A 25085-nucleotide genomic window follows, 5' to 3' on the forward strand; every position below is an offset into this window, starting at 1 on the left:
TCAAATGGGCCCCTTCCCCGGGCAATTCCTATTCGTCTACCAACGCCAAATCGGCATTCTTGGCCTGACGTTCCCACATATCAGCATATTTGCCGTCTTTGGCCAGCAGGGTCGCATGGTTGCCACGCTCGATAACACGTCCTGCCTCCAGTACGATGATCTCGTCTGCAGATTTCACCGTGGACAGGCGGTGCGCGACCATCAGCGTGGTACGGCCGCTGGCGGCCTCTTCGAGGGCGTCCTGAACAGCTTCTTCTGTGGCACTATCCAGCGCAGACGTGGCCTCGTCCAGTACGAGGATAGCCGGGTCCGCAAGAATGACGCGAGCAATACCGACACGCTGCTTCTCGCCGCCGGAAAGCTTGAGGCCGCGCTCGCCGACGCGGGTGTTCCAGCCGTCCGGCAGGCTGTCGATGAAGTCGAGCAGCTGGGCGCGGCGGGCGGCATCGCGAAGCTCCTCTTCGCTCGCATCCGGGCGGGCATAGCCAATATTGTAGCGGATCGTGTCGTTGAAGAGGACGACATCCTGGGGCACGAGGCCGAGCGCCTTGCGCAGCGATTCCTGCGTCAGCGTGCGCACGTCCTTGCCGTCGACCAGCACGCGGCCGGAATCCACTTCATAGAAGCGGAACAGCAGTTTGAGCAGTGTGGATTTGCCGGCGCCCGATGTGCCGACAAAGGCGATCTTGCGCCCCGGCGCCAGATGGAAGCTGACATCGCTGACGCCGACGGCGCGGCCTTCATGGGAAAAGCCGACATGCTCGAAGGTCACCTCGCCCTTGGGCGACGTGAGCGGAACCGCATCGGGGGCGTCGGAAATGTCGGCCGTCATCGAGAGCAGGCCAAAGAGCTTTTCCAGATCGACCGCGCCCTGCTTGATCTCACGCCAGGCCCAGCCGAGGATGTTCAGCGGCGCATAGAGCGATAGCAGCATCAACATGACGGCCGTCAGGTCGCCAATCTGCATCCTGCCGTCGATGACGTTCCATGCCGACAGGACCATGACCGCCAGCAAGCCGAAATTCATGACAAGCGCCTGGACCGTATTCAGCACGTACATGCTGCGCACGGTTTCAACGTAGCGGTCGTTATAGTTGCCCATGGCCTTGTCAAAGCGGCCGGTCTCGCGCCGCTCGGCAGCGAAGGATTTCACCGTCTCGAAATTGGTGAGGATATCGACGGCCATGGCGCGGAAATGCGTGTCGGCCTCGTTCATGCGCCGGCGCTGGCGCACGCGCCATTCGGTGATGATGACCGTGGCGATTACATAGATGATGATCGTGCTGATCGCGATCAGCGCGAGGCGATAATCATAGGCAACGCCAAGCGCAATGGACGCGAGCACAAGGCGGATGAAAGTCGGCCCGATATTGAACGCAAGGAAGCGGATCAGGTAGTCGATGGCGCCGGCGCCGCGCTCAATGACGCGGTTGAGCGCGCCGGTGCGGCGCGTCTGGTGGAAGTTCAGCGACAGGAGCTGGGCATGGCCGAAGGCATCGACACTGGCGACGCGCTGAGCATCCTGGCTGACCGGCGCGAACAGGAAGTCCCGCATCTGCGGCAGAGCGGCAGCAAGGAATCGCACGCTTATGCCGATGGTTAGCCACATCGCAGCGGCCGCAAAGGCCGGTGGCTCACCGCCCTCAGGTGCGGCGCGGTTGATCGCGTGGCCAAGGACGAGTGGCGAGACAACCTCAAGCACGGAAGCGGCCAACGTGACGATCACGGCGATGGCCATGACAGGACGCCACTTGGCCAGCTCCGACCGGCCGAGCAGTTTCAGGATTCGCAGGATCGATACGCCAATACCGCCGTCGGCACTGTCGATCTTGTCATGATTGGCTTGTGTATCTGTGGGAGGGCTCATTGGCGCCATATGGGGCGGAATCGGTTGAAGACAAAACGCCAAATGCGCTTCCCGAAACCGCACAGACATTGGAACTGGCGCCCGGGCGCCTCAGTCGTTATCTCTGCGCGTCGAGAAAAGAGCCGGATTTGCCATGAAGAAGTTGAAATCGATCTGCGTCTATTGCGGCGCGTCGGATGCCGTAAGCCCTGGATATATTGCGCTGGCCGTTGAGCTTGGCCGGGAACTTGCCAAGCGAGACATCCGCCTGGTTTACGGCGGCGGTGGCGTCGGCCTGATGGGTGCGTGCGCCCGCGCGGCCCACGAATCAGCTGGCGAAGTGCTGGGCATCATGCCCCGCTTCCTGCTGCAGAAAGAGCGTATCTTCGAAGACGTGGAGCACCGCATTGTCGAGGACATGCACACGCGCAAGCAGATGATGTTTGACGAATCGGACGCGTTTATCGTTCTTCCGGGCGGCATCGGCACGCTGGAAGAAGCCGTCGAGATCCTGTCATGGGCGCGCCTTGGCCTGCACCAGAAGCCAATGGCCTTCCTTGATGAAGACGGGTTCTGGGAGCCCTTCTTCGACCTGATGGAAAAGATCATCGACGGCGGGTTCACGCCGGAAAGCTTCCGGTCGCTGCTCGTTCACTCGGACTCACCCCAGACAGCCATTGCTGCCCTCGACGACCGCGTGGTGGTTATCGACGTCTAGCGTATGCCCTGAAAGCCGGTGACTTCCTCAGCCGGCTTCTTGTTCAGGTCCATGCCAAGCGACAACACGATCGCGGACGCGATGAAGATGGACGAGTAAGTACCGATAAAGATGCCCCAGATCAGCGCGAAGCTCATGCCGCGCAGGACCGGGCCGCCAAGGAAGAAGATGGCGAACAGGGCGAGCAGTGTCGTGCCCGAGGTCAGCAGCGTCCGCGACAGGGTGGAGTTCAGCGACTGGTCGATGACTTGCCGGTCGGGCATCTTCTTGTACTTGCGACGCTCTTCGCGCACCCGGTCGAACACGACGACCGTGTCGTTCATCGAGTAACCGATAATGGTCAGCAGGGCCGCGATCGTGGTCAGGTTGAACTCAAGTTGAAGCAACGAGAACACGCCGAGCGTGATGATGACGTCGTGCGCCAGTGCTGCAACGGCGCCGACCGAAAACTGCCACTCGAACCGGAACCAGATGTAGGCGAGCATCAGGCCAAGCGCGACGACCAGCGCCATGATGCCTGAGCGGAAGAGTTCGCCGGAGACTTTCGGGCCGACGGAATCGTCGCGCAGGAAATCCGAATCCGTCAGGCCGAGCTTGTCTTTCAGCGTCCTGGCGACAATGTCGTTCGTCACCTGCTGGGCACGCTCTGCCTGTGCGGCAGGAGCCAGATTGGCAAACTCGTCACCGAGCTGTGCGGGATCTGCCGCACCGAACTTCACCACCACGATGGGGCGGGCATCTGTGCCCACAGCGGTGTTCACTTCCGCATTGAAGGGCATGGCTGCGCGCACGGACTCAACCGTGACGGTCTCGGTCTGCTGCAGTTCCATGACGGTGCCGCCGGCGAAGTCGACGCCAAGGTTCAGGCCACGTGAGGCGAGGAAGAAGATCGACGCCGTGATCATGATCACCGACAGGAGCGCACCGCCCATGCGCAGGCTCATGAACTTGATGTTCGTGCTTTCAGGCCAGTATCTGAGTAGCATTGTCTCTCTCCTGTCCGCCTAAAGCGCGAATTTCTTGGGCTTGAAGCCCTTGAGCCACATGACCGTGAACCAGCGTGTCAGCACGAATGCGGTGAACACGGAGGTGACGATACCGATGGCCAGCGTCACTGCGAAGCCCTTCACCGGGCCCGAACCGAGGAGGTAAAGGATTGCAGCCGCAATGAAGGTCGTGATGTTGGCATCGAGGATGGTCGACAGGGCGCGTTCATAACCCGCCTGTACGGCCGTCAGCGGCGAGCGGCCTGCGCGTTGTTCTTCCCGGATGCGTTCGAACACGAGCACGTTGGCGTCCACGGCCATACCGATAGTGAGAATGATACCCGCGATACCCGGCAGGGTCAGCGTCGCCCCAAGGCCGGACAGTGCGCCGACAATCAGGATGATGTTGGCAGCGAGCGAGCCGACGGCGAAGATGCCCATCAGGCCGTAGGCCAGGATCATGAAAATGGCGACGAGGGCCAGACCGATCAGCGAGGCCCGGATACCGGCGCGGATTGAGTCCTGCCCCAGCGTGGCGCTGACCGTGCGCTGGTCGAGAAACTGGACCTTGGCAGGCATTTCGCCGGCTTCGATGATGGCGGCGAGATCCTGCGCTTCTTCCAGCGTGAAATCGCCGGTGATGCGAACGCTGCCGCCCGGGATCGGCTCGTTGATGCGGGGCGCAGACATGATCGTATCGTCGAGCACAATGGCGAACAGCTTGCCGGAATTGTTGCGGGTGGTCTGGTAGAACTTCGCCGCGCCATTGCCATTCAGGCGGAAATTGATCTGCGGACGGTTGCCGTCATCGTAGCCCTGGCTGGCCGTGGCGATATCAGCGCCGGTCACTTCAGGAATGTTGCGGACGAGGAGCTGGCCTGTCTGCGGGCCGCTGAGCAGGCGATAGCCCGGCTTCACAACGCCCTTTTCAGCCGCGGCAATCGCCGAAGGGCTGCTTTCGACCAGGTTGAATGTCATCTTGCCGTCACGGCTGAGCAGGTTTTTCAGGCGGGTCGCGTCGGGTTCACCGGGAGCTTCCAGGATAATCCGGCTATTACCCTGCGGTGTGATCGAGATTTCACTGACGCCTTCCGGGTCAACGCGGCGACGCACGATGGTCATCGTCTTGGCCAAGGCGTCTTTCATCAGCGCTTCTTCGGCCGTTGCCGGCACCGTGACCTTGATCAGCGCCGGACCCGCAGGCTCAACCTCATAGGTCTTGGCGCCGCCAATGGCGCCTTCAACGCTGCTGTTCAGTTTGCGAATGCGTGTGAGCGCCTCGTCCATCGGGAACTTGCCGTCGGCATCCGGGCGGGTGAGTTCGATATTCAGCGTGCGACCTTCGACCGTGGACAGGTGCCCGATCAGCGGCTTGCCATCCTTGTTGCCGAGCGCATTGCGCACATCGATGGCGAACACTTCCAGCCGGTTGGCGACCACTTCGTCCGGGTTGATCTCCATCATGAGATACACGCCGCCCTGAAGATCGAGCCCGAGATTGACGCCCTGCTTGGGGACACCGGCAGGCGCGCCGGACATGTTCACGACATTGGGCAGCGCCATCATCGTGCCCCACAACATGATGCCGAGGATCAGGCAGATTTTCCAGGCTGGAAACTGAAGCATGGTCTAGTCCTTGAGACGGTAAAACAGCCGGAAAGCGGCGGCCTAGTCGTTGGCAGCAACGGGCTCGTTCTTGCCCTTCACGTCAACAACCATGGCCTTGATCACGCGGACGCGGACGTTTTCGGCCAGTTCAAGCGAAACTTCCGTCTCCCCGACCTTGACCACCTTGCCGATCAGGCCGCCCGAGGTGATCACCGTGTCGCCGCGCTTGACGGCTTCGATCATCAGCTTGTGCTTCTTGGCACGCTGCTGCTGCGGGCGGATCAGGAGGAAGTAGAAAATCAGGATCAGTGGCAGGAAGAACATGACCTGCGTCAGGACACCTGGGCCTGCGGCTGGCGGTGTGGCCTGCGCGAGGGCCGGCAGGGACAGGCCCGCGAAAACTACGGCAGCCGCGGCGAATTTGTTCAGCATGATGGTCCAACTCCCTGTAACCCTTGTCCGCAATGGCGCCCACAGGCACCCGCGAAAGTCATGCCCCTATAGCTGTGGCCGCAAGCCTTGGCAAACAAGCCCTGCAGGTCGCGCGAATCTGTCCTAGAGCGCCCGCGAGCGCCCCTCCATCAGCGGCGCGAGCGGGTGGGCGATGGCAAGCCGCTCCTGAGAGCCGTCCGCACCCATGCGCAACAGGACCTGACCGTCGGCCGTGTCATAGGGCGCGATCAGCACACCGCCCTTGGCCAGCTGCTGCAACAGGACATCCGGCACTTCGTCCACGGCACCTGTCAGGAGAATCCGGTCATAAGGGCCCCGCTCAGGCCAGCCGGCCAGACCATCGCCATGCCGCACGGCCACATTGCCGAGGCCGAGGTCCAGCATCCGCATGCGCGCCGCGTCGCAGAGGCGGCGAAAGCGATCCATCGCAAAGACATCCGCGCCGAGCTGCGCCGCCAGCGCGGCCGTGTAGCCACTGCCCATGCCGATCAGCAGGATACGGGCTTCCCGCATCTGGCGAATCTGTAGCGCCTGCAGCAGCTGGCCGGTCACAGCTGGGCGTGGAATGATCTGCCCACACGGAATCGGCAGGATACAATCCTCAAAGGCGAGCTTGTCGAGGCCGGGTGTGTCTACAAAAGCGCCGCGATCGATCGTCTCCATGGCCTTAAGCACGCCATCGTCGGTGATGCCCTCCTGGCGCAGGTGCAACACGAGGCGCGCGGCCCGGAAGGGATCGGCGATCAGCTCTGCCATGTCTCGCGGAGTTTCGTGAGATAGGCCTCATGTGTCAGGTCCACATGCAGCGGCGATACGGAGACATAGCCGTCATATATGGCACGCAGGTCCGTGCCATTATCGGGCTTGGACAGCCTCGCCTTGTGGCCGATCCAGTAATAGTCGTTTCCGCGCAGATCTTCGCGGCGGTCGGTATGGATAATGCTCTCGTCCCGGAAGCCCTGACGGGTGATCTGGATGCCCGCCACGTCCTCCGGCTCGCGGTCGGGGAAGTTGACGTTGATGACGACGTCCTTCGGCCAGGGTTGCGCGAGCAGCGGCTTCAGTGTCCTGGCGCCCCATGCGCGCGCCGTATCCCAGGGCAGTGAACCACGCTCCCGGAAGCTTTGCGCCTGGCTAAGCGCGATGGACGGAATGCCCAGCTGCATGCCGAACATGGCGGCCGCAATCGTGCCGGAAAAGCTCGTGTCCTCGGCAATGTTCTGGCCGCGATTGACGCCGGAGAGCACAAGGTGCGGCGCATCGGGCATCAGGTCCTGCGTTGCTAGCAGCACGCAGTCGGACGGCGTGCCGGCAATCGCCCACGCCTTGGCGCCAACCTTTCGCACGCGCACGGGCTGGGTCAGCGAAATGGCGCGGCCCTTGCCGGACTGTTCCTCTTCCGGCGCGGCGATCCAGATATCGTCGCTGAGTTCCTTGGCAATGTCTTCAAGCACCGACAGGCCCGGCGCGTTGATGCCATCATCGTTGGTGAGGAGGATTCTCACGAAATCACCTCCAGCCCGCCCATGTAGGGGCGCAGCACGTCCGGCACCGTGATGGAGCCGTCTTCATTCTGGTAGTTCTCGATGACGGCGACCAGCGTGCGGCCGACGGCGAGGCCGGAGCCGTTGAGCGTGTGGACGAATTCGGGCTTGGCGCCGACTTCCTTACGGAAACGCGCGTCCATGCGGCGGGCCTGGAAGTCGCCGCAATAGGAGCACGAGCTGATCTCGCGATAGGTGTTCTGGCTGGGGATCCAGACTTCGAGGTCATAGGTCTTGCGGGCCCCTGCCCCCATATCGCCGGTGCAGAGCAGCATGCGGCGGAACGGCAGGTTCAGGCGCTTCAGCACTTCCTCGGCGCAGCCGGTCATGCGTTCCAGCTCTTCGAGGCCCGCCTCTTCGTTCTCCACGATGGAGACGAGTTCGACCTTGTTGAACTGGTGCAGCCGGATCATGCCCTTCGTATCGCGCCCCGCACTACCCGCTTCCGAACGGAAGCAAGGCGTGTGCGCGGTGAAGCGGAGGGGAAGACGGGATGCGTCTAGGATTTGTTCGCGGACAAGGTTTGTGAGCGGGACTTCGGCGGTGGGGATGAGGTAATGGTCCAGCGTTGTCTTGAAGAGATCTTCAGCGAACTTCGGTAGCTGTCCCGTACCGACAAGGGCATCATCTTTCACCAATAGCGGCGGGCTCACTTCCTCATAGCCATGCTCCTCCGTCTGCAGGTCGAGCATGAACGCGGCCAGCGCGCGTTCCATCCGGGCGAGCTTGCCGCGCAGGGCGACGAAGCGGGCGCCGCTCATCTTCACGGCGCTGTCGAAATCCATCTGCGAGAAACCGAGATCACTCTTCAGCGCCTCGCCGAGATCGGCATGGTCTTTCGGGTTGTTGATGCGCGCAGGATCGCCCCAGCGGTGCTGTTCCTCATTGCCCTCTTCGTCGCTGCCTTCCGGCACCTCGGCCAGCGGCAGGTTGGGCAGGCCCATCAGCAGATCGTCGAGCAGCGCCTTGGCGGCGGCTTCCTGTTCACCGGCCGTTTCAATCGTGCTCTTGGCCTCGGCGACCAGCGCCATCAGGCGGGCGGCCTCTTCCTCGTTCTTCTCCGCCTTGGCGCGGCCGATGAGCTTGGAATTCTCGTTGCGGACCTTCTCGGCATCCTGCTTGTCGGTCACCGCCTTGCGCAGCGCCGAGTCGTGCCGGAGGATTTCGGCGACCGAGTCGCCAAGGCCCGGCTTGCGGCGGTTCCAGGCGGCGCGGAAAGCGTCCGGATTGTCTCGGATGGCACGGATATCGAACATGGATCGGTCCTGAGTTGGCTTTGCCACTCGCTCTAATGCGCGCGGCGCGCGGCGTCCACTGCTCGAAGTGGTCTCAGGCGCGCGCTTCGGCCTGTGTCACGGCCGACTTCACGGCCTTGTCAGGCATGCGGCAGATGACCTGCGTGCCGTTGCGCTTTTGCGGGCGCACCTCAATGCAGGGCTCAAGGGCGCGCAGCCGCATCATCATCACGGCAAAATTGCGCAGGCCGAACCAGGCCGGTTTGCCCTTCTGAGGCGTTGGCGTGAAATCCGGAATGGCGCCGAGGGCCTTGATGATCTTCTCCCGCGCGATGGGCTGATCCGGCGTGCGGGCGCCGAGCTGCATGACGAGTTCCGCAGCGCGGGTAAGGTGCGGGTGCGCGTCGTCCGACCGGGGCTCGTCGCTGCGCGAATCCATTTCGTCGCGCACAGCACTGCGCACCCGCATCATCAGGGGCGAGCGACGCTCGTGAACCAGGCGCGGTTCGGGCACTTCGGGCGGCGGACTGCGGAAGCGATACCATTTGCGCTTGGTGCGCTCATAGTCGCATGCGGCCTTTAGCGCCGACATGTGCACAACCGCATCGGCATGCTGGCTGTACAGGTCGTAAGTCGGGTCGGTTTCCTTGCCGCCGACAACGACACGCAACCGGGGAGACTGGATACGATTCACCACAGGCACGAAATCGGAGTCGGTCGTCAGAACGATGATTTCCTCGAGACCCTTGCGCTGCAGGGCCATCTCGACCGCATCCATAGTCAGCACGATATCGGCCGAACTCTTGCCGGAATTGATCTTGTTCTTGGCGAAGGCCCGGCAGTTGAAGGCTTCGAAACCGGCGGCCTCGAATGTCTGCCTGTGTATATCGTGCTGCAGGTTCCAGTAGACACGCTTGCTCAGGAACTTGCGCCGTTTCTGGCGGTGCGACAGCGCGCCATCCTCCAGCCAGAGTACCCAGTTCGCCACTTTTTCGGTGAAGGCCTCGCCCGTCGCAGCGTGGATATTGTCGAAATCGACAAGCAGGACGCTGTTAACGCGTGACAAAAGGGTTTCTCCCTGATTCGCGGACGGAGCGAGTGACAGATGTTCTACATCCGAGGTCGGAAAGCAACCTTGCACCGCACCAAAATTAACTATTCAGCGGGAGAGTCGGCGTCCAGTTCGGCCTGTTTCTTCTCGATCAGCTTCACGCAGAAGATCGATATCTCATACAGGAAATAGACCGGCCCCGTGAGCAGGAGCTGGGAGATCACATCCGGCGGCGTGAACACCGCCGAGAACAGGAGGATGATGACGATGGCATACTTGCGGCCACTGATCAGCGTCTGCGCGGAAACGAGCCCGATCTTGGCCAGCAGCGTGAGGATCACCGGCAGCTGGAACGAGATGCCGAAGGCCAGCATCAGGGCCATAACCAGCGACAGGTATTCCGAGACCTTGGGCAGCAGCTTGATCGTCGCGACGCCGCTGTTGATCTGCTCCTGCGAGATCGAGAAGCGCGCCAGCATGGGCAGCATGAGCACATAGACAAAGGCCGCGCCAGCAGTGAACAGCAACGGCGCAAAGACGAGGAAGGGCCAGAAAGCGCCCCGCTCGTTCTTGTAGAGGCCTGGCGCAACGAAGGCGTAAATCTGCCAGGCGATGACGGGGAAGGACAGGAAGATGCCCGCAAACAAGGCGAGCTTCACCTTGGCGAAGAAGAATTCCATCGGCGCCGTGAAGATCAGTTCCAGCGGCGCGCCGCGCAGCGCTTCGGCCTTGGCGGCAAAGGGCGCGAGCAGGAAGTCATAGATCGGCTGGGCGACGAAGAAGCAGCCAAGCGAGGCGATGGCCAGCACGCTCAGCGAAATGATCAGGCGGGAGCGCAGCTCGGACAGGTGCTCGAGCAGCGGGGCGCGGCTCGCCTCAACTTCATCATCCAGGATTTCAGGCTGTTCGTCCTTGGGCGGGGTGGTGTTCACGCAGCATCGTCCTTGGACTTGGGCGCAGGCGCTTCAGGCGATGCAGATTCCGCCGTTGCCTCGGCCGCTTCGGGGGCTGGTGCAGCAGGCTTTGCAGCACCCTCAGCCGCGGCCTTTTCCTCGGCCATTGTCTTCTTCATGACGGCGGAATTGATCTCGCCTTCCATATTGGCGAGGTCGGCCTGCGCCTCGGTCATCATGTTGGTGCGCTTGAGATCTTCGATTTCCTTGCGCAGCTCTTCCAGCTCGCTCTGGCGGGCAATGTCTTCGAATGCTGCCTGGAATTCACGCGCCATGGCACGGCCCTTGCCGACCATCTGGCCAACCTTCCGCATCATCAAGGGCAGGTCCTTCGGGCCCACGATGATGAGCGCCGCAAGGGCCAGGACAAGGAGTTCGGAAAATCCGACGCCGGGCAGCATTATGCGCCCTCCACCAGGAACACTATGACGAGACTTTCGACTCGTCTTTCTTCTTCGGGGTCACGTCGACGAGGTCATCCTTGTCGACGGCCTTGGGCTCATCATCATCCGCAAGACCCTTGCGGAACGATTTCACACCCTTGGCCATATCGCCCATGATGGAAGAAATCCGTCCACGCCCCCCGAACAGCAGCAATGCCACTACGATGACGAGAACGATCTGGAGAGGTCCGACTGAGCCCATTGGGGCCTCCTGATTAGGTGTTTCGCATTGCAGCATAGCGCTCCGTTCCTGCTGGAACAATGGGGCGAAGCTGTTAAAGGAAGTGGCATGCGTATCGCGACCTGGAATGTCAACTCGATCAAGGCCCGCCTTTCCACTGTTCTGGAAGTGCTGGGCGCAATCGAATGTGACGTCGTTTGCCTTCAGGAACTCAAGTGTGAGACTGACGGCTTTCCCTATATGGAGCTTGAGGAACTGGGGTGGACCTGCGCCGTTCACGGGCAGAAATCCTATAATGGCGTCGCCATCCTCTCGAAATACCCGCTGGACGACGTCCAGAAGGGTCTCTCGACCATGGAAGACGACCAGTCACGCTATATTGAGGCGCTGGTTATGGCCGAGACGCCGATCCGCGTGAGCGCAATCTACCTGCCCAATGGCAACCCTGCGCCGGGCGTGAAATATGACTATAAACTGGAATGGATGGAGGCCCTTGAAGGCCATGCGCGCCAGTTGTTGAAGCAGGAAGAGGCCTTTGTTCTCTGCGGCGACTACAACGTCATCCCCGGTATCAATGACAGCTGGGACGAAACGGTCTGGGCCGAAGACGCCCTCGCCCTGCCTGAAACGCGGCAAGCCTTCCGGCGCCTGCGCAATCTCGGCCTGACCGATGTGTTCGACATGTGCGACGGACGTGCGCACCAGTATACGTTCTGGGATTATCAGGGCGGCGCCTTCCCGAAGGATCACGGCATCCGGATTGACCACCTGCTCTGCTCGCCCCAGGCGGCAGACCGCCTCAGCGGCGTCGAGATTTACCGCAAGGCGCGCGAGCTGGAAAAACCTTCAGACCACGTTCCCGTGATCGGCATTTTTCAGGACTGATGCCTATTTTTTAGGCGTGCAGGACTGGTTGTAGTCAGCGACGTCCTGATTGAACTGCCGCGCATTGGCCTGCAGCGCGAATTCCGCCTGCGCGAAGGCGCGCTTGGCGGCATCGAACTCCGCCTTCGCAGAATCGGCGGCCTCGGCATTTGACGCCGAAGCGAGGCGCATGACCTGCGCGTCTTCATATCCCTCGCCGAGCGCCTCGGCCTTGGCCGCGAGTGCGTCCCGCTTGGCCGTCGCCTCTTCCAGCTCGGCCTTTTTCGGCGCCAGCGTCACCTGCATGGCCTTGCAGCGCTCCACCTGCTTCGGCGAGAGCGAATCGGCGGCCGCCGGCGTGGCAACGGTCAAAGCGAGCGAGGCAAGGAGCAAACGGATCATGGCGGGGTCCTTCTTCATTTTCCTGCCTAATGCCCGATGGCGACTGAAGCAAACCTGAATGAAGCCGTCACAGACTGGCCCCAATTGGGTCCATTTCCGCCATCGTTCAAGCGACGGCACGTGCCGCAAATTAAAAATGATCAAATGCTCACTTCGCCGTATTTTTGCCGCATTCCGAGATGATTTTGTGATTGCTCGCTCACATAGCGCACATTCAGGAGATAGACCAATGACTGCCCCGAAGATCGACACCGCCTCAAAGCATCCCGCACTGGACGTCGCTGTCACGCTGGATCAACTTGTCGCCCCGCTCGAAATACCCGCTGACCTGAGCCGCGCCCGCTGGGCCCCCAAATGGACGCTGATCCTGCCCATCGCCATGCTGGCAGCCTTCACCATCCCTGCCCTGCCCGTGGACGCAAACGCCCCGACTGGAACAGCCGCCACGCATGTGGCCTGACCGGTCAACCGTCAGCCGCCTGCGCGCGGGTCCTGTGCGCGGCGGTTGGCGACGACCGAGTCGATGATGTCGAACACGGCCGCGAAGTCGCTCAGCAGCTCGCGCACCCGGTCGGGATCATCAAGGCGCTTGAACATGGTGCCCGGCTCGAACAGGTTGCCGCCCTGCACCGTGATGAACATGTCGCCGCCATCGAAGCAGCATTTCAGTTTGCCGCCATGGAAAGTCGTCTCCATGTCGACCAGCTTCTGCATCAGGTCGGGCGTCAGCAAGTAGCGGCTCTCGACCTGATCTGTCGTGTAGACTTCAAAGATCTTCTCGAAGACCGGATCCTCAAGGCTCGCGCGCTGCATGCCTTTGCCACCGCCGAACCGGTTGAAGAATCCCGCATCGCGCGTCACCAGCGTGCGACCATAAAAGGTCTTGTCGAATTCGAAGCGCAGGCACTGGCCCTTGAACACGGTCACCCAGTGCGTGCGTGAACGGCCCTTGGAATCGGTTGTCTGCCGCCGCTCTTCAAGGTGCGCCTCGAACAGCTCGAACTCCACGCCCTTGCGCGCACCGGTAACCAGGTCCTCATAGCTGGCCCTGTCCCAGCTGGGCACGAGACCGATTTCCCGATGCTTGTGGATCGCATCCACCTGCCCGGGATCGGCCGTGAAGCTGAGCTCGAACTGGCGCGCGACGGGCGTGACCAGAAGCGTCTTGGCCTCCTTGGCGAGTTGCGTGACGTCCCGCGAGCCCCACCAGACATAGCCGAACCCGACAATGGCCGCGATGAATGCAACAAATGGCATCTTGGCCACAAAGAGCCCAACCAAAACGCCGACGACACCGATCGCCCCGCCGACATAGCGCGCCTGCCGCGCCTTGCCGACGGCCGCCAGACGGTCACCCTCACGCGCCTGCAGCGCGGGGCGGATCTCGTCCTGGAAGACTTGTCCGAAATGATGGAAGCCATCCGGCAGGCCGGCAAGGGCCACCGTGATTTCGGGATCCACCCGTGGCGGCTCGCCGCCGGGAAGGTCAGGTGTCTCGTCCGTCATAGGTCGTCGTTTCGCGTCTGCATCTATTCGTCTCCTGCTGGCGGATCACGAAATATGGCCGTTGATGATCCCGAGGGGCTGATCTCTCCGCGATACATGCCGGCCGAGTTGAATACGAAGTCCACATTCCCGGCCCCATCGATAACGATCACGCCGCCATCGCCGCCCAGCGCAGCGACTTCGCCTAGCGCCACACCAGCGGCTGTCCCCACTCGTTCGTCCCGGAACTTCACACGGTCGCAGATCGTCTTGGCAACACCGACGCGGATGAAGTACTCGCCATGGCCTGTGGCTGACACGGCGCAGACGCCATTCTCGGCATAGGTCGCCGCACCGATCAGCGGCGCATCGCCCACACGGCCCGGCGCTTTGGCTGTCATGCCGCCCGTCGTGGTCGCCGCCGCCAAATTGCCTTCGCTGTCTATTGCCACCGCGCCAACCGTACCGAAGCGCTCTTCATCCGAGCGCAGTGCGGCGAGCGGCTTGGCCTCCCGCGCTTCAAGCAGCCGGTCCAGCGCCTCACGCCGCCTGTCAGTGTCGAAATAGGTGTTTACAACCATCTCAAGCCCCTGCCCGTCAGCAAAGGCATCCGCGCCCGGCCCGGCGAACATGACATGCTCTGACTTGTCCATAACGGCCCGCGCCGCGAGGATCGGGTTCTTGACCCGCATGACGCCCGCGACGGCGCCCGCATCACGGTCGCGTCCGTCCATGATCGAAGCGTCCAGCTCATGTGTGCCATTGGCCGCGAACACGGCGCCATAACCGGCATTGAACAGCGGATTGTTTTCCATCGGAATGACAGCGGCCTGCACCGCGTCCACCGCGCTGCCGCCTTCACGCAGCACGGCCGCCCCGGCTTCCAGCGCCGCGTTGAGACCCGCAGTATAGGCCGCCTCTTCTTCCGGCGTCATGTTCTCGCGCAGGATCACGCCTGCGCCGCCATGGATCGCAAGATGCCATTTGGGGGCCGCAACGGGCTCAGGTTCAACCGGAGTTGCACACGCCGCCAGGAACAGGCCAGCACCCGCCAGGATCGTCAGGGATTTCAGTGTCATCGCCGCCTCCAGTTTGCTGAAGGCAGGATGGACTGATTACCTAGAGGTCTTCAAGGCTTTTGCGGGCGGCCTTGAGCTTTTCACGGCGGCCCGTCCAGTCGACGATACGCTCGCGGTTCTCTTCCACGATCTCGGGCGGCGCTTTCGAAACGAAGGCCTCGTTGCCGAGCTTCTTCTCGGTGGACATGATATCCTTGTCGAGTTGGCCGATCTCCTTGTCGAGCCGATTGCGCGCTTCGGCCACGTCGATCTGATCGGCAATACCGAGCGCCACGACCGTTTCGCCAACAACCGTGGAGACGGCGCCATCCGGAACCGCCTCACTGACAACAATGTCTTCAAGGCGCGCGATGCGTTTGAGGATATCTTCGTGTCGGTAAGCGCGATCCTCGATGACCGGCCCGGCATTGACCAGCGACAGCGGAATCTTCGAGCCTGCCGGCACGCCAAGATCGTTGCGCAGCGAGCGCACTTCCGTGATCAGGTCGATCACCCACTGGATCTCGTCATCGGCTCCCGCATCGCGCGCGATATCATATTGCGGCCAGGACTGGAGCATCAGGAAACCCTGTTCGTCCACACGGCCCGCGGCGCGGCGCTCCCACAGCTCTTCCGTCACGAACGGCATGAACGGGTGGAGCAGTTTCAGCGTCTCGTCCAGCACATAGCCGCAAACGTCGCGCGTCTCCTGCTTGGCCGTATCGTCCATGCCCATCAGCAGCGGCTTGATGAGTTCGAGATACCAGTCGCACAGTACGTTCCAGATGAACTTGTAGAGCGCGCCCGCCGCATCGTTGAAACGGTATTCCTCAATGGCTTTCGTGGCTTCGGCTTCGCAGGCGTCAAGCTCGCCAAGAACCCAGCGGTTCACGGGGCTCGTCACCTTGGCGAAATCGATCTCGCCCGGCGCGCCGCATTCGTTCATCTCGGCAAAGCGCGCCGCGTTCCACAGCTTGGTTGCGAAGTTGCGGTTGCTTTCGACGGCCTGTTTCGAGAGGCGGATATTGCGCCCCTGACCGGCCATGCGGCCCATTGTGAAGCGCAGCGCGTCGGCGCCATATTCGTTCACCAGTTCCAGCGGGTCCATCACGTTGCCCTTGGACTTGGACATCTTCTGGCCCTTCTCGTCGAGAACGAGGGCGTGGATATAGACATCCTTGAACGGAACTTCGCCCATGAACTCAATGCCCATCATCATCATCCGGGCAACCCAGAAGAAGATGATGTCGAAGGCCGTGATGAGCGTGGCAGTCGGGTAGAAGGTTTCCAGCTCAGGCGTCTTGTCTGGCCAGCCCATGGTCGAGAACGGCCAGAGCGCGGAGGAGAACCATGTGTCGAGGACGTCTTCGTCCTGTTTCAGCACTTCTTTGCGAAACTCCTCAATTCGCCCCGACGATCGTAGAATTGCAGAATTCAACATGAGGTCGGTTGGATCCGAAGCATCGGGATCAGATTCGTTTTCCTCAAGCAGCGACCGTGCCGATGGCGAGAATCTCGAAAGAACCCAAGCCAGTTCCGAGTGGGGAATTGTCACTTCTCGTGACGATGGGTCCTGAGTAAATGGACGTTCTTCCTCCCGCAGCAAAGAAGCCCAAGCATCACCCTCGGTATTGCAAACAAATATCGATCCGTTTGGACCAAACCATGCCGGGATCCGGTGTCCCCACCAGAGCTGGCGGCTGACGCACCATGGCTGGATGTTGTCCATCCAGTTGTAATAGGTCTTTTCCCAGTTCTCGGGCACGAAACGGGTCTTGCCCTCTTTTACCGCAGCGATGGCAGGCTGGGCCATGGTCTTGGCGTCGACATACCACTGGTCGGTCATCCACGGCTCGATGACCACGTTGGAGCGGTCGCCAAAGGGCTGTTCGATCTTGAGGTTCTCGATTTCCTGCAGCATTTCAAGCGCCTCGAACGTCTCCACCACTTTCTTGCGTGCATCGAACCGGTCAAGCCCGCGATAGTCCGCCGGTATGCCAGCCGCGTCCGCATCCGCGCCATCAACGATGTGCGCCGTGGCGTTCAGGATGTTCAGCGGCGTATGTCCAGCGCGCTTGCCGACTTCGAAATCGTTGAAGTCATGCGCAGGCGTGATCTTCACCGCGCCGGAGCCCTTTTCAGGGTTCGCATAGTCGTCCGCGATGATCGGCACGCGGCGGCCAACGATGGGCAGCTCCACGAACTTGCCGACGAGGCCCGCATAGCGTTCGTCATCCGGATGCACGGCCACGCCCGTATCGCCAAGCATGGTTTCAGGGCGCGAGGTGGCGACGACGATATAGTTGCGCGTCTCGGTGCCGGTGACGTTTCCGTCCTCGTCCTTGACGGGATGCTCATAGGTCACGCCGTCTGCGAGCGGATAGCGCAGGTGCCAGTAATGGCCGTTGACTTCGCGCTGGTCGACTTCGAGGTCCGAGATCGCCGTCTGGAAATGCGGGTCCCAGTTCACGAGGCGCTTGTCGCGGTAGATCAGGCCCTTCTTGTAGAGTTCGACGAACACTTTGGTGACGGCGCGCATCATATTGTTGTCGGGCTCGGCCCGGTCGCCCATCGTGAAGGCGAGGCGCGACCAGTCGCAAGAGGCGCCAAGGCGCTTCAGCTGGCCAACGATGGCACCGCCGGATTCCTCTTTCCACGCCCAGACGCGATCAACAAAGGCGTCACGGCCCATCTCGCGGCGGCTTTCATTGCCTGCCTCGGCCAGCTGGCGCTCGACGACCATCTGCGTGGCGATGCCCGCATGGTCGGTGCCCGCCTGCCAGAGCACGTTCTTGCCGCGCATGCGCTCGAAGCGGACCAGAACGTCCTGCAGCGTATTGTTCAGCGCGTGGCCCATGTGCAGCACGCCGGTGACGTTCGGCGGCGGGATAACGATGGAATAGGCTTGTGCGCTGGTGTCGCCCGAAGGCTTGAAGCATCCGCGCGCCTCCCAGGCCTTGTAGAGGCGTGTTTCGGCTTCGGCGGGGTCAAATCGTTGGTCGAGCATGGGTCAGGCGTATTCCAGGGCAAAAGAAAAGGGCGCGCCGGTGGCAGCGCGCCCTTCCCTATAAACAATTTGGCGGGAGAGGCTAGCGCGCCATGCGGGCGATGCGCTGTACTTCCGCTTCGACCTTTTCCTCGACAATGCCGGGCAGGTTGGCGTCGAGCCAGTCCTTGATCATCGGCTTGAGCAGCTCACGAACGAGGCCCTCGATCGTGTTGTCGCCGCCGAAATCCATCCGGGAGATCAGCTTGCCGAGCGCGCCGGCGGCGGCATCGGATGTCGACTCGTCAGTCAGGACGGTCTGCTGGTAGCGGGCGCTGGCGGGCATTTCATTCTCCACGGGAGCATAGGCTTTTTGACGGGGGGCAGGTGCCGGAATGGGTTCCGGCTCGGGTTCAGGTTCATGACGGAACGTGGGGGCCGGCTCAGGCTCTTCGACAGAGCGGGCCGCGCTGAGCAGGTCCTCGAAGGAATCGGCAGGCTCCGGCTCGCTTTCCTCGGCAACCTGTTCCGGCTCTTCGAGAACGAACGTGTCATCTTCCTCAGCCTCGAAGATGCTGTCATCGGCATCTTCCTCAACCGGGTCGAACGTCATGTCGGAGAAACCGCCATCATCCGCTTCTTCGAGTGCTTCCTCGCGAACGGGAGTCGGCGCACCGGGACGGCGGGCCGTGCTGGCATCGTCCTCTGAGATTATCTTGCGGATCGACGCGAGGATTTCCTCCATCGTCGGTTCCTTGTGCGCTTCGTTGGCCATGTCAGCCCCTTACTCTTTACCCATCAGAATCAGTACAGGTTAATGGGTAAGATGTATCGGTTAACAACCGCTTGACGATGTTAACCTTATTCGATTTCCGGCGCGGCGCCAGTGGGAACCGGCTTGTCCAGCTCGCCAGCCGCACGCAGAAGTCGAAACGCGGCAACATACGCGTCACGCTCGGACTGCACGAGCGCCAGACGCGCCTCGAACAGCTGTTGTTCCTGGTCCAGAACGTCCAGCGTGGTGCGAACGCCAACGGCGAGTTCTTCCTTGGCGCCATCATAGGCAATTTCGGCCGCATCGACCTGGCGCTTGGAGGCCTCAATCGAGCGTAGCGACGCATCATAGCCATACCAGGCCTGTGCGATCTGTGCGCGAACCTGGCGCTCAAGCACGTCGATCTGCTGGCGCGCCTGGTCGCGGCGCAGGCGCGCTTCGCTGACCTGGCTCTTGATCAGGCCACCCGAGAGAATCGGTATCGAGCCCTGCGCGACGGCCGAAACGCTCGTGTTGCGCTGCTCCGGATCGCCATAGGTCGATTCGACACCGGCTGTGCCGACAAGGTTGATCTGTGGCCGGTACTGCGACTTGGCGACGGAAATAGCCTCGTTCGCGGCGCGCTCGGAATGCCGGGCAGCCTGGATGTCGGGATTGCCGTCCAGCGCGATCTGAATGGCCTCTTCAATGGAACCCGGCAGGGGCGGCACGGGTGGCGGCGGGGGCAGGTCGCCCGGCTTCAGGCTGGTGAGGAACTGGTAATTGGCTTCGCTCGCCTCAAGCTGCGCCTCGGCCCCGGCCAGCGCGGCACGGGCCCCTTCAAGGCGCGCATTGGACAGCGAGACATCGGTCCGTGTGACAACGCCCACTTCGAATCGGTCATCTGCGGCGCGGACCTGCTCGCCGGTGACGTCGACATTGTTCTTGCGAATCGTAACCGCCTCTCGGTCGCGACGCACGTCCACATAGGCCGTCACGACCTGCAGGATCATGTCCTGCTGGGCGGCATCATATTGCGACTTGGCCGCACTGATTCCCGCTTTGGCCTGACGGATCCCGGCACTGACACGCCCGCCCGTATAGAGCGGCTGCACGGCCTGGACCTGCGCGCTGGCAATCGGACGGTCGCCAAGCCCGAAGGCAAATGGCGACGTCGTATCGACATATTCATAACCGGCGCTGCCAACGACGTTCACCGTCGTGCGCCGCCCGGACCGGGCCTGCTCCAGGCTTTCGCGTGCCACATCGGTCTCATAACGCTGGATATCGAGCTGGGGGTTCGTCGCAAAGGCCGAGGCAATCGCCTGATCAAGCGTTTCCGCTGATGCAGAGCTTCCGGCAATCATCGCAACGACCGCCGCACCCATAAGGCAACGATACTTCACACGCATCCTGAGCTCCTTGATAACCCGGTTTCAGCAGCATCATATAGCGACGCCCAAAGATAGTGAACACTGTTCACTTTCCTGGAGTCTTAAACACTGAATATAATTCTGGTGATGCGGGCAATCAGCGCAGTCCGGCCTAGAAAACGAAGGCCTGCTTGCGGTTGAACTGCTCGAACTTGGGCGGGAAGGCGTCAAAACCGTCGCGCGCCGCAACCGTATCGCCCGCCTTCGTGAACACTTTCGCGCGGCCAAGGCCTTCGCGCTCCATGACAACGGCCGCGAGTCGTCCGCCATCAGCCAGTTGAGCTGTCCACGCGTCCGGAACGGTTTCGACCATGCCACACACATAAATCACGTCGAACGGCGCCTGGTCAGGCAGGCCAGCCGCAATACCGCCTTCAACGGCCACGGCGCGGTCAAGGCCAAGCGTCGCAAAGCGTTCAGACATGGCGTCGACCAGCTCGGTCGTTTCCTCAAGTGCGATGACGGTTTCCGACAGGTGGCTGATGAGGGCGGCCTCATAGCCGGCCCCTGCCCCGATCACGAGAACGATATCGCTCGGACGAATCCCGGCCAGCTTGATCAGCTTGCCTGTGTCGCGCGGAATCCAGAGCGAACGGCCCGGCGATGTCGCGATTTCCAGTTCGGAATAGGCCACTGACTTGCGGGAGTTCGGCACGAAAGCCTCACGCGGCGTGCGAAGGAAGGCCGAGACGATCGGCGCATCGGAGACATCATTGGGGCGGATCTGGCTATCCACCATGATTTCACGGGCTGCGTCATAGCTCATGGGCGCATGCTTCCCTCTGGTAAAAACGGATCAGAACCGCCCTTTAGCATGGGCCGCGCCCCGCGCAATGCGCGATAAACGCACGGGGGCTGAAAACGCTGATTGAAAGCCTGCCTTTTGCTTGCTAGTGACGCGCCTCTGGTCAGGCTCTATGGCGGAGTGGTGACGCAGCGGATTGCAAATCCGCGCACCCCGGTTCGATTCCGGGTGGAGCCTCCAGACCCAATCCACAGATTTGGATCATTCTTAACGCATTCTTGCGCTAATTTTGCGCGTTTGCTGGTTAATCATTTACGGCGCGTTAACCAATTCGGGCGATCTTGGGCATGTCTTCTCTTGGAGACACCCACCATCACCCAACGCCTCGGCGGGAGCTTTCAGCTTCCGCCATTTTTTTGTCCGAACACAAGTTTTTGGACAGGAGCAGCATGTTGGGGCTTGAACCGGATCATCGGTCTGCTATTCACCCGCTCTCGGCTGATCCGCGATAGCTCAGTTGGTAGAGCAGGCGACTGTTAATCGCCCGGTCGTAGGTTCGAGTCCTACTCGCGGAGCCAACAACCTCACGCAACTAATTGTTTTTATTGTGTTATTTCTATTTTTAAACAATTTCGCCCCACAACCCGCCCCACAAAAAAGCCGGGTATGGTGCAACCGTAATGAACGAGATTGATCGTTGCCGCAGGATTCGGGACCGAGTTTTAACCGTTCCAATCTAAATACGAGGGTTCAATTCTCTTCACCCCCCCCTCCAATCTTATGCTCATCGTCGCCGTTGTCATCATTCCCATCTTCTGGCCGCTTTCACACGTTAAGGGGTGATGCGGGGCCTCCCTGTGTGCTTCCTCGCATCGCGGCCACCAATTTCAAAAGGCGCCAAGCCCTTGTTTCCAGTGGTGCCGGTTGGGAGACTCGAACTCCCGCCCCTGTGATTACAAAATGGCGTGGCTTAAGCTTGGGATCTGCGGCTGTACCAAATTAGCGCCATCAATCTAGCCTTGGCACAACAAGGCCTGCCCCTCGCCAACCTACCTGCTGACAGGCCAATGCAGCTTTTGCTAGCCGCTCATGGCGCAGGATCTTGCAAAACGTGTCCGCACGCTCTATCCGGTGCATGTGCTGCGCCGCTGCATGCTGCTGGATGCGTTCAGTCTAATTATCCGAAATCGAAGTCACACGCTCGCGTTTGCCGCCTTGAGAGGTGCAAGCGCACCCGATCTGCAAGAGGGAAATAACCCCAATGCCGCTGCCAGCCCTCACCTCTTTAAAGGACATTTGGTTTTTCAATATTCGCGGTGACCTGCTCGCCGGCCTTGTCGTGGCTCTCGCCCTCATTCCCGAAGCTATTGCTTTCTCAATTATCGCGGGCGTCGATCCAAAGGTTGGACTTTACGCCTCATTCTGTATCGCGGTCGTCACCGCCATCGCGGGTGGGCGCCCCGGTATGATCTCAGCGGCGACCGCCGCAACTGCCGTGCTCATGGTCACCTTGGTGAAGGATCATGGTCTTGAATATCTGCTCGCGGCGACCGTCCTGGCAGGTCTTCTTCAAATTCTAGCTGGCCTCCTCAGACTTGGCCAGCTGATGCGGTTCGTCTCACGTTCGGTCATTACAGGCTTCGTCAATGCCCTGGCCATCCTGATCTTCCTCGCCCAGATTCCCGAACTCGTGGGTGTCCCGATGCTGACCTATCCAATGGTCGCTCTTGGCCTGGCCATCATCTATCTCTTCCCCCTGCTCACGCGTGCGGTGCCCTCGCCCCTTATCTGCATCATTGCGCTCTCGGCCATCGCCATTGCTTTCGGCCTGGATGTCCGCACCGTCGGCGATATGGGCGAGTTGCCCGCCACCCTGCCAATGTTCCTGATCCCGGACATCCCGCTGACCTTGGAAACCCTGCAAATCATCTTCCCTTATGCGCTCGCCGTCGCCGTCGTCGGCCTGCTTGAGTCCCTGATGACGGCCACGATAGTCGATGAACTCACCGACACGCCGAGCGACCGGAACCGCGAATGTGTTGGCCAGGGCGTTGCCAATACGATCACCGGTTTCTTCGGCGGCATGGCGGGCTGCGCCATGATCGGCCAGTCAATCATCAACATAAAATCAGGCGGCCGCGGACGACTTTCGACGCTATCTGCGGGCATTTTCCTGCTGGCCATGATCCTCCTGATCGGAGACTGGGTGAGCCGTATCCCGATGGCTGCCCTTGTCGCCATCATGATCATGGTCTCCATCGGCACGTTCAGCTGGTCGTCGCTCAAAAACCTGCGGGTCCATCCGCGCAGCTCGTCGATCGTCATGCTAGCGACTGTTGCCGGCGTTATCTTCAGCCATAACCTCGCCATCGGGGTACTGATCGGCGTGCTACTGTCCGGCGTGTTTTTCGCCGGAAAGATTTCTCAGATTTTCCGGGTCTCATCGGAACTGTCCGCAGGCGGCCGCACGCGCCGCTACAGGGTGGAAGGCCAGGTGTTCTTCGCGTCGGTGGAGGCCTTCAATGCCGCCTTCGATCTGAAGGAAGCGCTCGATGAGGTGATCATTGATGTAAGCCAGGCCCATATCTGGGACATTTCCAGCGTGGCCGCGCTCGATATGATCGTGCTGAAATTCAGGCGCGAAGGTGCTAAAGTTGAAATCATCGGCCTCAACGAAGCCAGCGAAACCATCGTCGACAAGCTCGCCATCCACGACAAGCCTGGTGCGATCGACAAGCTGATGTCGCACTAGGGAGGAACGACAATGACCCATATTCTCGCACTCATCGATGGCTCGGTTTATACCCACAGCGTCTGCGACCATGCCGCTTGGGCAGCCCGCCAGTATGGCGGGGACATTGAGCTTCTCCATGTTCTGAGCACCCAAAAATCCGGCGCCTTGCCAACGGACCTGTCAGGCGCCATCGGCCTCGGCGCCCGTTCATCGCTCCTGGATGATCTTGTTGAGCATGATGCCCGCACCGCGCAGCTCGACAAGGAGCGGGGCCGTGCCATTCTCGACGCTGCCCAGCAGCGCCTCGAAAGCCAGGGCATCGGGAACGTCAGCCTCGCCTTGCGCACCGGGGAGATTGCCGACTCCCTCGTCAAGCGGGCCGGCGACCTCATCGTCATGGGCAAGCGCGGCGAAGGCGCAGACTTTGAGAAGCTCCATCTTGGCTCAAATCTTGAGCGCGTCGTGCGAGCCGTCCACCGGCCGGTTCTGATCGCCAGCCGGACGTTCAAGCCGATCCAGCATGCCGTGTTCGCGTTCGATGACGGAGTCAGCGCGCGTAAGGCACTCGACAGCCTGGTCCAGTCTCCCTTGGCCGATCGCCCGCGTATCACCGTCTTCAGCGTTGCCGAAGCGGGCTCAGATATCGCCCGCGGCGGGATCGCGGCAGCAGCCCGCCTCATCAAGGCGGGTTATGAGGCCGTTGCAAAAGAACGGCCCGGCCATGCAGAAAAGATCATTGCCGAGGAAACCGAACGCGACGATGCAGACCTGCTGATAATGGGCGCTTATGGCCATTCGCGCATTCGCAGCCTGATTATTGGCTCAACAACGACCGCGCTCATCCGGTCGTGCGCGATCCCGCTGCTGCTTTTCCGGTAATACTCTGTCAGCCAATCACTTCAAACGAGTGCGCGTCGACCTGCTCGGCGCCGTTGAGATCGAACAGGGCCGTATTCCGGCCTGTTTCGGCAAACGCGCTGCCATAGATAATCCCGTCGAAGCCCTCCAGCCGGAAGAACTCGGCGATCAGCTGGGTTGGCGCGTAGAAGGCTGTGTTGTCACTGCGCAGGACAGGTGCGCGAATGCCCGGTCGATGTCCCGCCATACCTGTTCGTCCGAATTGGCTGAACGACTGTCCGGAGCGGTCTCGGTGAGCGTGTGGAAAAGGGAACAGTCGACGATCCTAAGCGCCCGGACAGTCCGAAAGCGGGCCAGAGACAGCGTCGCGCCGATCCAGGGCCGTAACTCGGACATGGCCACATATTCTGAGGTCGCAAGATAAAGACAGGAAATACCCTTGGGATTTACCCGGCCCTCAAATGCCTTGTCGATCCAAGGCTTCGTCCGTTCATTCTGAAGCGGCACGCGCCGACGCTGTGCCTCTTCATCACCGGATTCCCAGTCGCGGCCAATCTGCGCGCGCCAAAATGCCTCCCCTACCGGGAGTACCTCTATCCGGTCACGCAGACTTCGTCTGATCCAGCTCAGGAAAGCGTCGCAGGTCTGTGACCGGATATATCTCTGACGATAGAGGACTTCGTCCCTAAATTCACGAAAACTTATACAAGGCGATACTTGTCGATCTTCCGGACTCTCCTCCATCTTG

General features: G+C 61.1%; 26 protein-coding genes and 2 tRNA genes. 8 read left to right on the forward strand and 20 right to left on the reverse strand.

The window, feature by feature from the left end:
- Positions 1-28 precede the first annotated feature (28 nt).
- The gene (locus HY30_RS14825; protein WP_034742317.1) at positions 29-1876 is read right to left on the reverse strand and encodes an ABCB family ABC transporter ATP-binding protein/permease; all 1848 of its coding nucleotides are present in this window, start codon (positions 1874-1876) and stop codon (positions 29-31) included.
- A gap of 124 nt (positions 1877-2000) precedes the next feature.
- On the opposite strand from HY30_RS14825, the gene HY30_RS14830 reads away from it, so the two are divergent.
- Positions 2001-2564 carry an LOG family protein gene (locus HY30_RS14830; RefSeq protein WP_034742320.1) on the forward strand — a complete coding sequence of 188 codons (564 nt, stop codon included), beginning with the start codon at positions 2001-2003 and terminating at the stop codon, positions 2562-2564.
- Here the strand turns inward: HY30_RS14830 and secF are convergent.
- The 10 genes from secF to HY30_RS14880 form a co-directional block, all read right to left on the reverse strand.
- A complete protein-coding gene (secF, locus tag HY30_RS14835; protein WP_034742323.1) occupies positions 2561-3550 on the reverse strand; it encodes a protein translocase subunit SecF in 990 nt (329 codons plus the stop codon). The two genes, HY30_RS14830 and secF, sit on opposite strands and share 4 nt — an antisense overlap.
- 18 nt (positions 3551-3568) lie before the next feature.
- A complete protein-coding gene (gene secD, locus HY30_RS14840) occupies positions 3569-5176 on the reverse strand; it encodes a protein translocase subunit SecD (RefSeq protein WP_034742327.1) in 1608 nt (535 codons plus the stop codon).
- Between the two features lie 42 nt (positions 5177-5218).
- Positions 5219-5590 (reverse strand): preprotein translocase subunit YajC, encoded by a 372-nt coding sequence (gene yajC, locus HY30_RS14845; RefSeq protein WP_051615533.1) that lies wholly within the window; start codon positions 5588-5590, stop codon positions 5219-5221.
- 123 nt (positions 5591-5713) lie between these two features.
- Positions 5714-6367 (reverse strand): protein-L-isoaspartate O-methyltransferase family protein, encoded by a 654-nt coding sequence (locus HY30_RS14850; protein ID WP_034742330.1) that lies wholly within the window; start codon positions 6365-6367, stop codon positions 5714-5716.
- Complete coding sequence (gene surE / locus HY30_RS14855) at positions 6355-7116, reverse strand: 5'/3'-nucleotidase SurE (protein WP_034742333.1); 762 nt, start codon at positions 7114-7116, stop codon at positions 6355-6357. Before surE ends, HY30_RS14850 begins: the two co-directional genes overlap by 13 nt.
- On the reverse strand, positions 7113-8411 hold the full coding sequence (gene serS, locus HY30_RS14860; protein WP_034742338.1) for a serine--tRNA ligase: 1299 nt from the start codon (positions 8409-8411) through the stop codon (positions 7113-7115). The genes surE and serS overlap by 4 nt, the downstream gene beginning before the upstream one ends.
- Before the next feature lie 73 nt (positions 8412-8484).
- A complete protein-coding gene (locus HY30_RS14865) occupies positions 8485-9456 on the reverse strand; it encodes an NYN domain-containing protein (RefSeq protein ID WP_034742340.1) in 972 nt (323 codons plus the stop codon).
- Between the two features lie 89 nt (positions 9457-9545).
- Entirely contained in the window at positions 9546-10373 is an 828-nt protein-coding gene (tatC, locus tag HY30_RS14870) for a twin-arginine translocase subunit TatC (RefSeq protein WP_081812270.1), read from the reverse strand.
- Entirely contained in the window at positions 10370-10795 is a 426-nt protein-coding gene (tatB, locus tag HY30_RS14875; RefSeq protein WP_034742343.1) for a Sec-independent protein translocase protein TatB, read from the reverse strand. Before tatB ends, tatC begins: the two co-directional genes overlap by 4 nt.
- A 22-nt stretch (positions 10796-10817) precedes the next feature.
- Positions 10818-11039 carry a twin-arginine translocase TatA/TatE family subunit gene (locus HY30_RS14880; protein ID WP_034742346.1) on the reverse strand — a complete coding sequence of 74 codons (222 nt, stop codon included), beginning with the start codon at positions 11037-11039 and terminating at the stop codon, positions 10818-10820.
- A gap of 87 nt (positions 11040-11126) precedes the next feature.
- Between HY30_RS14880 and xth the strand changes: the two genes are divergently transcribed.
- Positions 11127-11903 (forward strand): exodeoxyribonuclease III, encoded by a 777-nt coding sequence (xth, locus tag HY30_RS14885; protein ID WP_034742350.1) that lies wholly within the window; start codon positions 11127-11129, stop codon positions 11901-11903.
- A 3-nt stretch (positions 11904-11906) separates the two neighbouring features.
- On the opposite strand, the gene HY30_RS14890 is transcribed toward xth, so the two are convergent.
- Entirely contained in the window at positions 11907-12284 is a 378-nt protein-coding gene (locus tag HY30_RS14890) for a hypothetical protein (protein ID WP_155839355.1), read from the reverse strand.
- A gap of 229 nt (positions 12285-12513) precedes the next feature.
- Between HY30_RS14890 and HY30_RS14895 the strand changes: the two genes are divergently transcribed.
- A complete protein-coding gene (locus tag HY30_RS14895) occupies positions 12514-12744 on the forward strand; it encodes a hypothetical protein (protein WP_034742356.1) in 231 nt (76 codons plus the stop codon).
- An 11-nt stretch (positions 12745-12755) separates the two neighbouring features.
- On the opposite strand, the gene HY30_RS14900 is transcribed toward HY30_RS14895, so the two are convergent.
- The 6 genes from HY30_RS14900 to HY30_RS14925 all read right to left on the reverse strand — a co-directional run bounded on the left by HY30_RS14900 (position 12756) and on the right by HY30_RS14925 (position 20766).
- The gene (locus tag HY30_RS14900; protein WP_051615534.1) at positions 12756-13790 is read right to left on the reverse strand and encodes a DUF3137 domain-containing protein; all 1035 of its coding nucleotides are present in this window, start codon (positions 13788-13790) and stop codon (positions 12756-12758) included.
- A gap of 23 nt (positions 13791-13813) precedes the next feature.
- Positions 13814-14848, reverse strand: a complete 1035-nt coding sequence (locus tag HY30_RS14905; protein ID WP_034742359.1) for an isoaspartyl peptidase/L-asparaginase family protein — start codon at positions 14846-14848, stop codon at positions 13814-13816.
- Between the two features lie 40 nt (positions 14849-14888).
- Positions 14889-17834, reverse strand: coding sequence for a valine--tRNA ligase (locus HY30_RS14910; protein WP_034742362.1), 2946 nt, complete (start codon positions 17832-17834; stop codon positions 14889-14891).
- 82 nt (positions 17835-17916) lie between these two features.
- Positions 17917-18588 (reverse strand): DUF2497 domain-containing protein, encoded by a 672-nt coding sequence (locus HY30_RS14915; RefSeq protein ID WP_034742364.1) that lies wholly within the window; start codon positions 18586-18588, stop codon positions 17917-17919.
- Positions 18589-18674: 86 nt separating this feature from the next.
- A complete protein-coding gene (locus HY30_RS14920) occupies positions 18675-19979 on the reverse strand; it encodes a TolC family outer membrane protein (protein WP_081812271.1) in 1305 nt (434 codons plus the stop codon).
- A gap of 133 nt (positions 19980-20112) precedes the next feature.
- Positions 20113-20766 carry a protein-L-isoaspartate O-methyltransferase family protein gene (locus HY30_RS14925; protein WP_034742367.1) on the reverse strand — a complete coding sequence of 218 codons (654 nt, stop codon included), beginning with the start codon at positions 20764-20766 and terminating at the stop codon, positions 20113-20115.
- Between the two features lie 145 nt (positions 20767-20911).
- On the opposite strand from HY30_RS14925, the gene HY30_RS14930 reads away from it, so the two are divergent.
- The 5 genes from HY30_RS14930 to HY30_RS14945 all read left to right on the forward strand — a co-directional run bounded on the left by HY30_RS14930 (position 20912) and on the right by HY30_RS14945 (position 24358).
- Positions 20912-20985 (forward strand) — tRNA-Cys (locus HY30_RS14930).
- A gap of 262 nt (positions 20986-21247) precedes the next feature.
- Positions 21248-21323: transfer RNA gene (locus tag HY30_RS14935), tRNA-Asn, on the forward strand.
- 511 nt (positions 21324-21834) lie between these two features.
- The gene (locus HY30_RS20370) at positions 21835-22065 is read left to right on the forward strand and encodes a hypothetical protein (RefSeq protein ID WP_155839356.1); all 231 of its coding nucleotides are present in this window, start codon (positions 21835-21837) and stop codon (positions 22063-22065) included.
- Positions 22007-23497 (forward strand): SulP family inorganic anion transporter, encoded by a 1491-nt coding sequence (locus HY30_RS14940; RefSeq protein WP_206741482.1) that lies wholly within the window; start codon positions 22007-22009, stop codon positions 23495-23497. Before HY30_RS20370 ends, HY30_RS14940 begins: the two co-directional genes overlap by 59 nt.
- Positions 23498-23509: 12 nt before the next feature.
- The gene (locus tag HY30_RS14945; RefSeq protein WP_034742371.1) at positions 23510-24358 is read left to right on the forward strand and encodes a universal stress protein; all 849 of its coding nucleotides are present in this window, start codon (positions 23510-23512) and stop codon (positions 24356-24358) included.
- A 7-nt stretch (positions 24359-24365) separates the two neighbouring features.
- Here HY30_RS14945 and HY30_RS19430 read toward each other — a convergent pair whose 3' ends face one another.
- Together HY30_RS19430 and HY30_RS20695 are read right to left on the reverse strand one after the other, a co-directional pair.
- Complete coding sequence (locus tag HY30_RS19430) at positions 24366-24584, reverse strand: RES family NAD+ phosphorylase (protein WP_051615536.1); 219 nt, start codon at positions 24582-24584, stop codon at positions 24366-24368.
- Entirely contained in the window at positions 24506-25081 is a 576-nt protein-coding gene (locus HY30_RS20695; RefSeq protein WP_081812272.1) for an RES domain-containing protein, read from the reverse strand. The genes HY30_RS19430 and HY30_RS20695 overlap by 79 nt, the downstream gene beginning before the upstream one ends.
- Between the last annotated feature and the right edge of the window lie 4 nt (positions 25082-25085).

It is taken from the genome of Hyphomonas chukchiensis (genome assembly GCF_000682695.1).
In the GTDB taxonomy this organism is placed as follows: domain Bacteria; phylum Pseudomonadota; class Alphaproteobacteria; order Caulobacterales; family Hyphomonadaceae; genus Hyphomonas; species Hyphomonas chukchiensis.

Excerpts from the sequence above, each read along its gene's own strand:
- HY30_RS14825 (WP_034742317.1), bottom strand. The coding sequence starts at position 1,876 with ATGGCGCCAATGAGCCCTCCCACAGATACACAAGCCAATCATGACAAG.
- HY30_RS14830 (WP_034742320.1), top strand. The coding sequence starts at position 2,001 with ATGAAGAAGTTGAAATCGATCTGCGTCTATTGCGGCGCGTCGGATGCC.
- secF (WP_034742323.1), bottom strand. The coding sequence starts at position 3,550 with ATGCTACTCAGATACTGGCCTGAAAGCACGAACATCAAGTTCATGAGC.
- secD (WP_034742327.1), bottom strand. The coding sequence starts at position 5,176 with ATGCTTCAGTTTCCAGCCTGGAAAATCTGCCTGATCCTCGGCATCATG.
- yajC (WP_051615533.1), bottom strand. The coding sequence starts at position 5,590 with ATGCTGAACAAATTCGCCGCGGCTGCCGTAGTTTTCGCGGGCCTGTCC.
- HY30_RS14850 (WP_034742330.1), bottom strand. The coding sequence starts at position 6,367 with ATGGCAGAGCTGATCGCCGATCCCTTCCGGGCCGCGCGCCTCGTGTTG.
- serS (WP_034742338.1), bottom strand. The coding sequence starts at position 8,411 with ATGTTCGATATCCGTGCCATCCGAGACAATCCGGACGCTTTCCGCGCC.
- tatB (WP_034742343.1), bottom strand. The coding sequence starts at position 10,795 with ATGCTGCCCGGCGTCGGATTTTCCGAACTCCTTGTCCTGGCCCTTGCG.
- HY30_RS14880 (WP_034742346.1), bottom strand. The coding sequence starts at position 11,039 with ATGGGCTCAGTCGGACCTCTCCAGATCGTTCTCGTCATCGTAGTGGCA.
- xth (WP_034742350.1), top strand. The coding sequence starts at position 11,127 with ATGCGTATCGCGACCTGGAATGTCAACTCGATCAAGGCCCGCCTTTCC.
- HY30_RS14890 (WP_155839355.1), bottom strand. The coding sequence starts at position 12,284 with ATGATCCGTTTGCTCCTTGCCTCGCTCGCTTTGACCGTTGCCACGCCG.
- HY30_RS14895 (WP_034742356.1), top strand. The coding sequence starts at position 12,514 with ATGACTGCCCCGAAGATCGACACCGCCTCAAAGCATCCCGCACTGGAC.
- HY30_RS14900 (WP_051615534.1), bottom strand. The coding sequence starts at position 13,790 with ATGACGGACGAGACACCTGACCTTCCCGGCGGCGAGCCGCCACGGGTG.
- HY30_RS14905 (WP_034742359.1), bottom strand. The coding sequence starts at position 14,848 with ATGACACTGAAATCCCTGACGATCCTGGCGGGTGCTGGCCTGTTCCTG.
- HY30_RS14910 (WP_034742362.1), bottom strand. The coding sequence starts at position 17,834 with ATGCTCGACCAACGATTTGACCCCGCCGAAGCCGAAACACGCCTCTAC.
- HY30_RS14915 (WP_034742364.1), bottom strand. The coding sequence starts at position 18,588 with ATGGCCAACGAAGCGCACAAGGAACCGACGATGGAGGAAATCCTCGCG.
- HY30_RS14920 (WP_081812271.1), bottom strand. The coding sequence starts at position 19,979 with ATGCGTGTGAAGTATCGTTGCCTTATGGGTGCGGCGGTCGTTGCGATG.
- HY30_RS14925 (WP_034742367.1), bottom strand. The coding sequence starts at position 20,766 with ATGAGCTATGACGCAGCCCGTGAAATCATGGTGGATAGCCAGATCCGC.
- HY30_RS20370 (WP_155839356.1), top strand. The coding sequence starts at position 21,835 with ATGGCGCAGGATCTTGCAAAACGTGTCCGCACGCTCTATCCGGTGCAT.
- HY30_RS14940 (WP_206741482.1), top strand. The coding sequence starts at position 22,007 with ATGCCGCTGCCAGCCCTCACCTCTTTAAAGGACATTTGGTTTTTCAAT.
- HY30_RS14945 (WP_034742371.1), top strand. The coding sequence starts at position 23,510 with ATGACCCATATTCTCGCACTCATCGATGGCTCGGTTTATACCCACAGC.
- HY30_RS19430 (WP_051615536.1), bottom strand. The coding sequence starts at position 24,584 with ATGGCGGGACATCGACCGGGCATTCGCGCACCTGTCCTGCGCAGTGAC.
- HY30_RS20695 (WP_081812272.1), bottom strand. The coding sequence starts at position 25,081 with ATGGAGGAGAGTCCGGAAGATCGACAAGTATCGCCTTGTATAAGTTTT.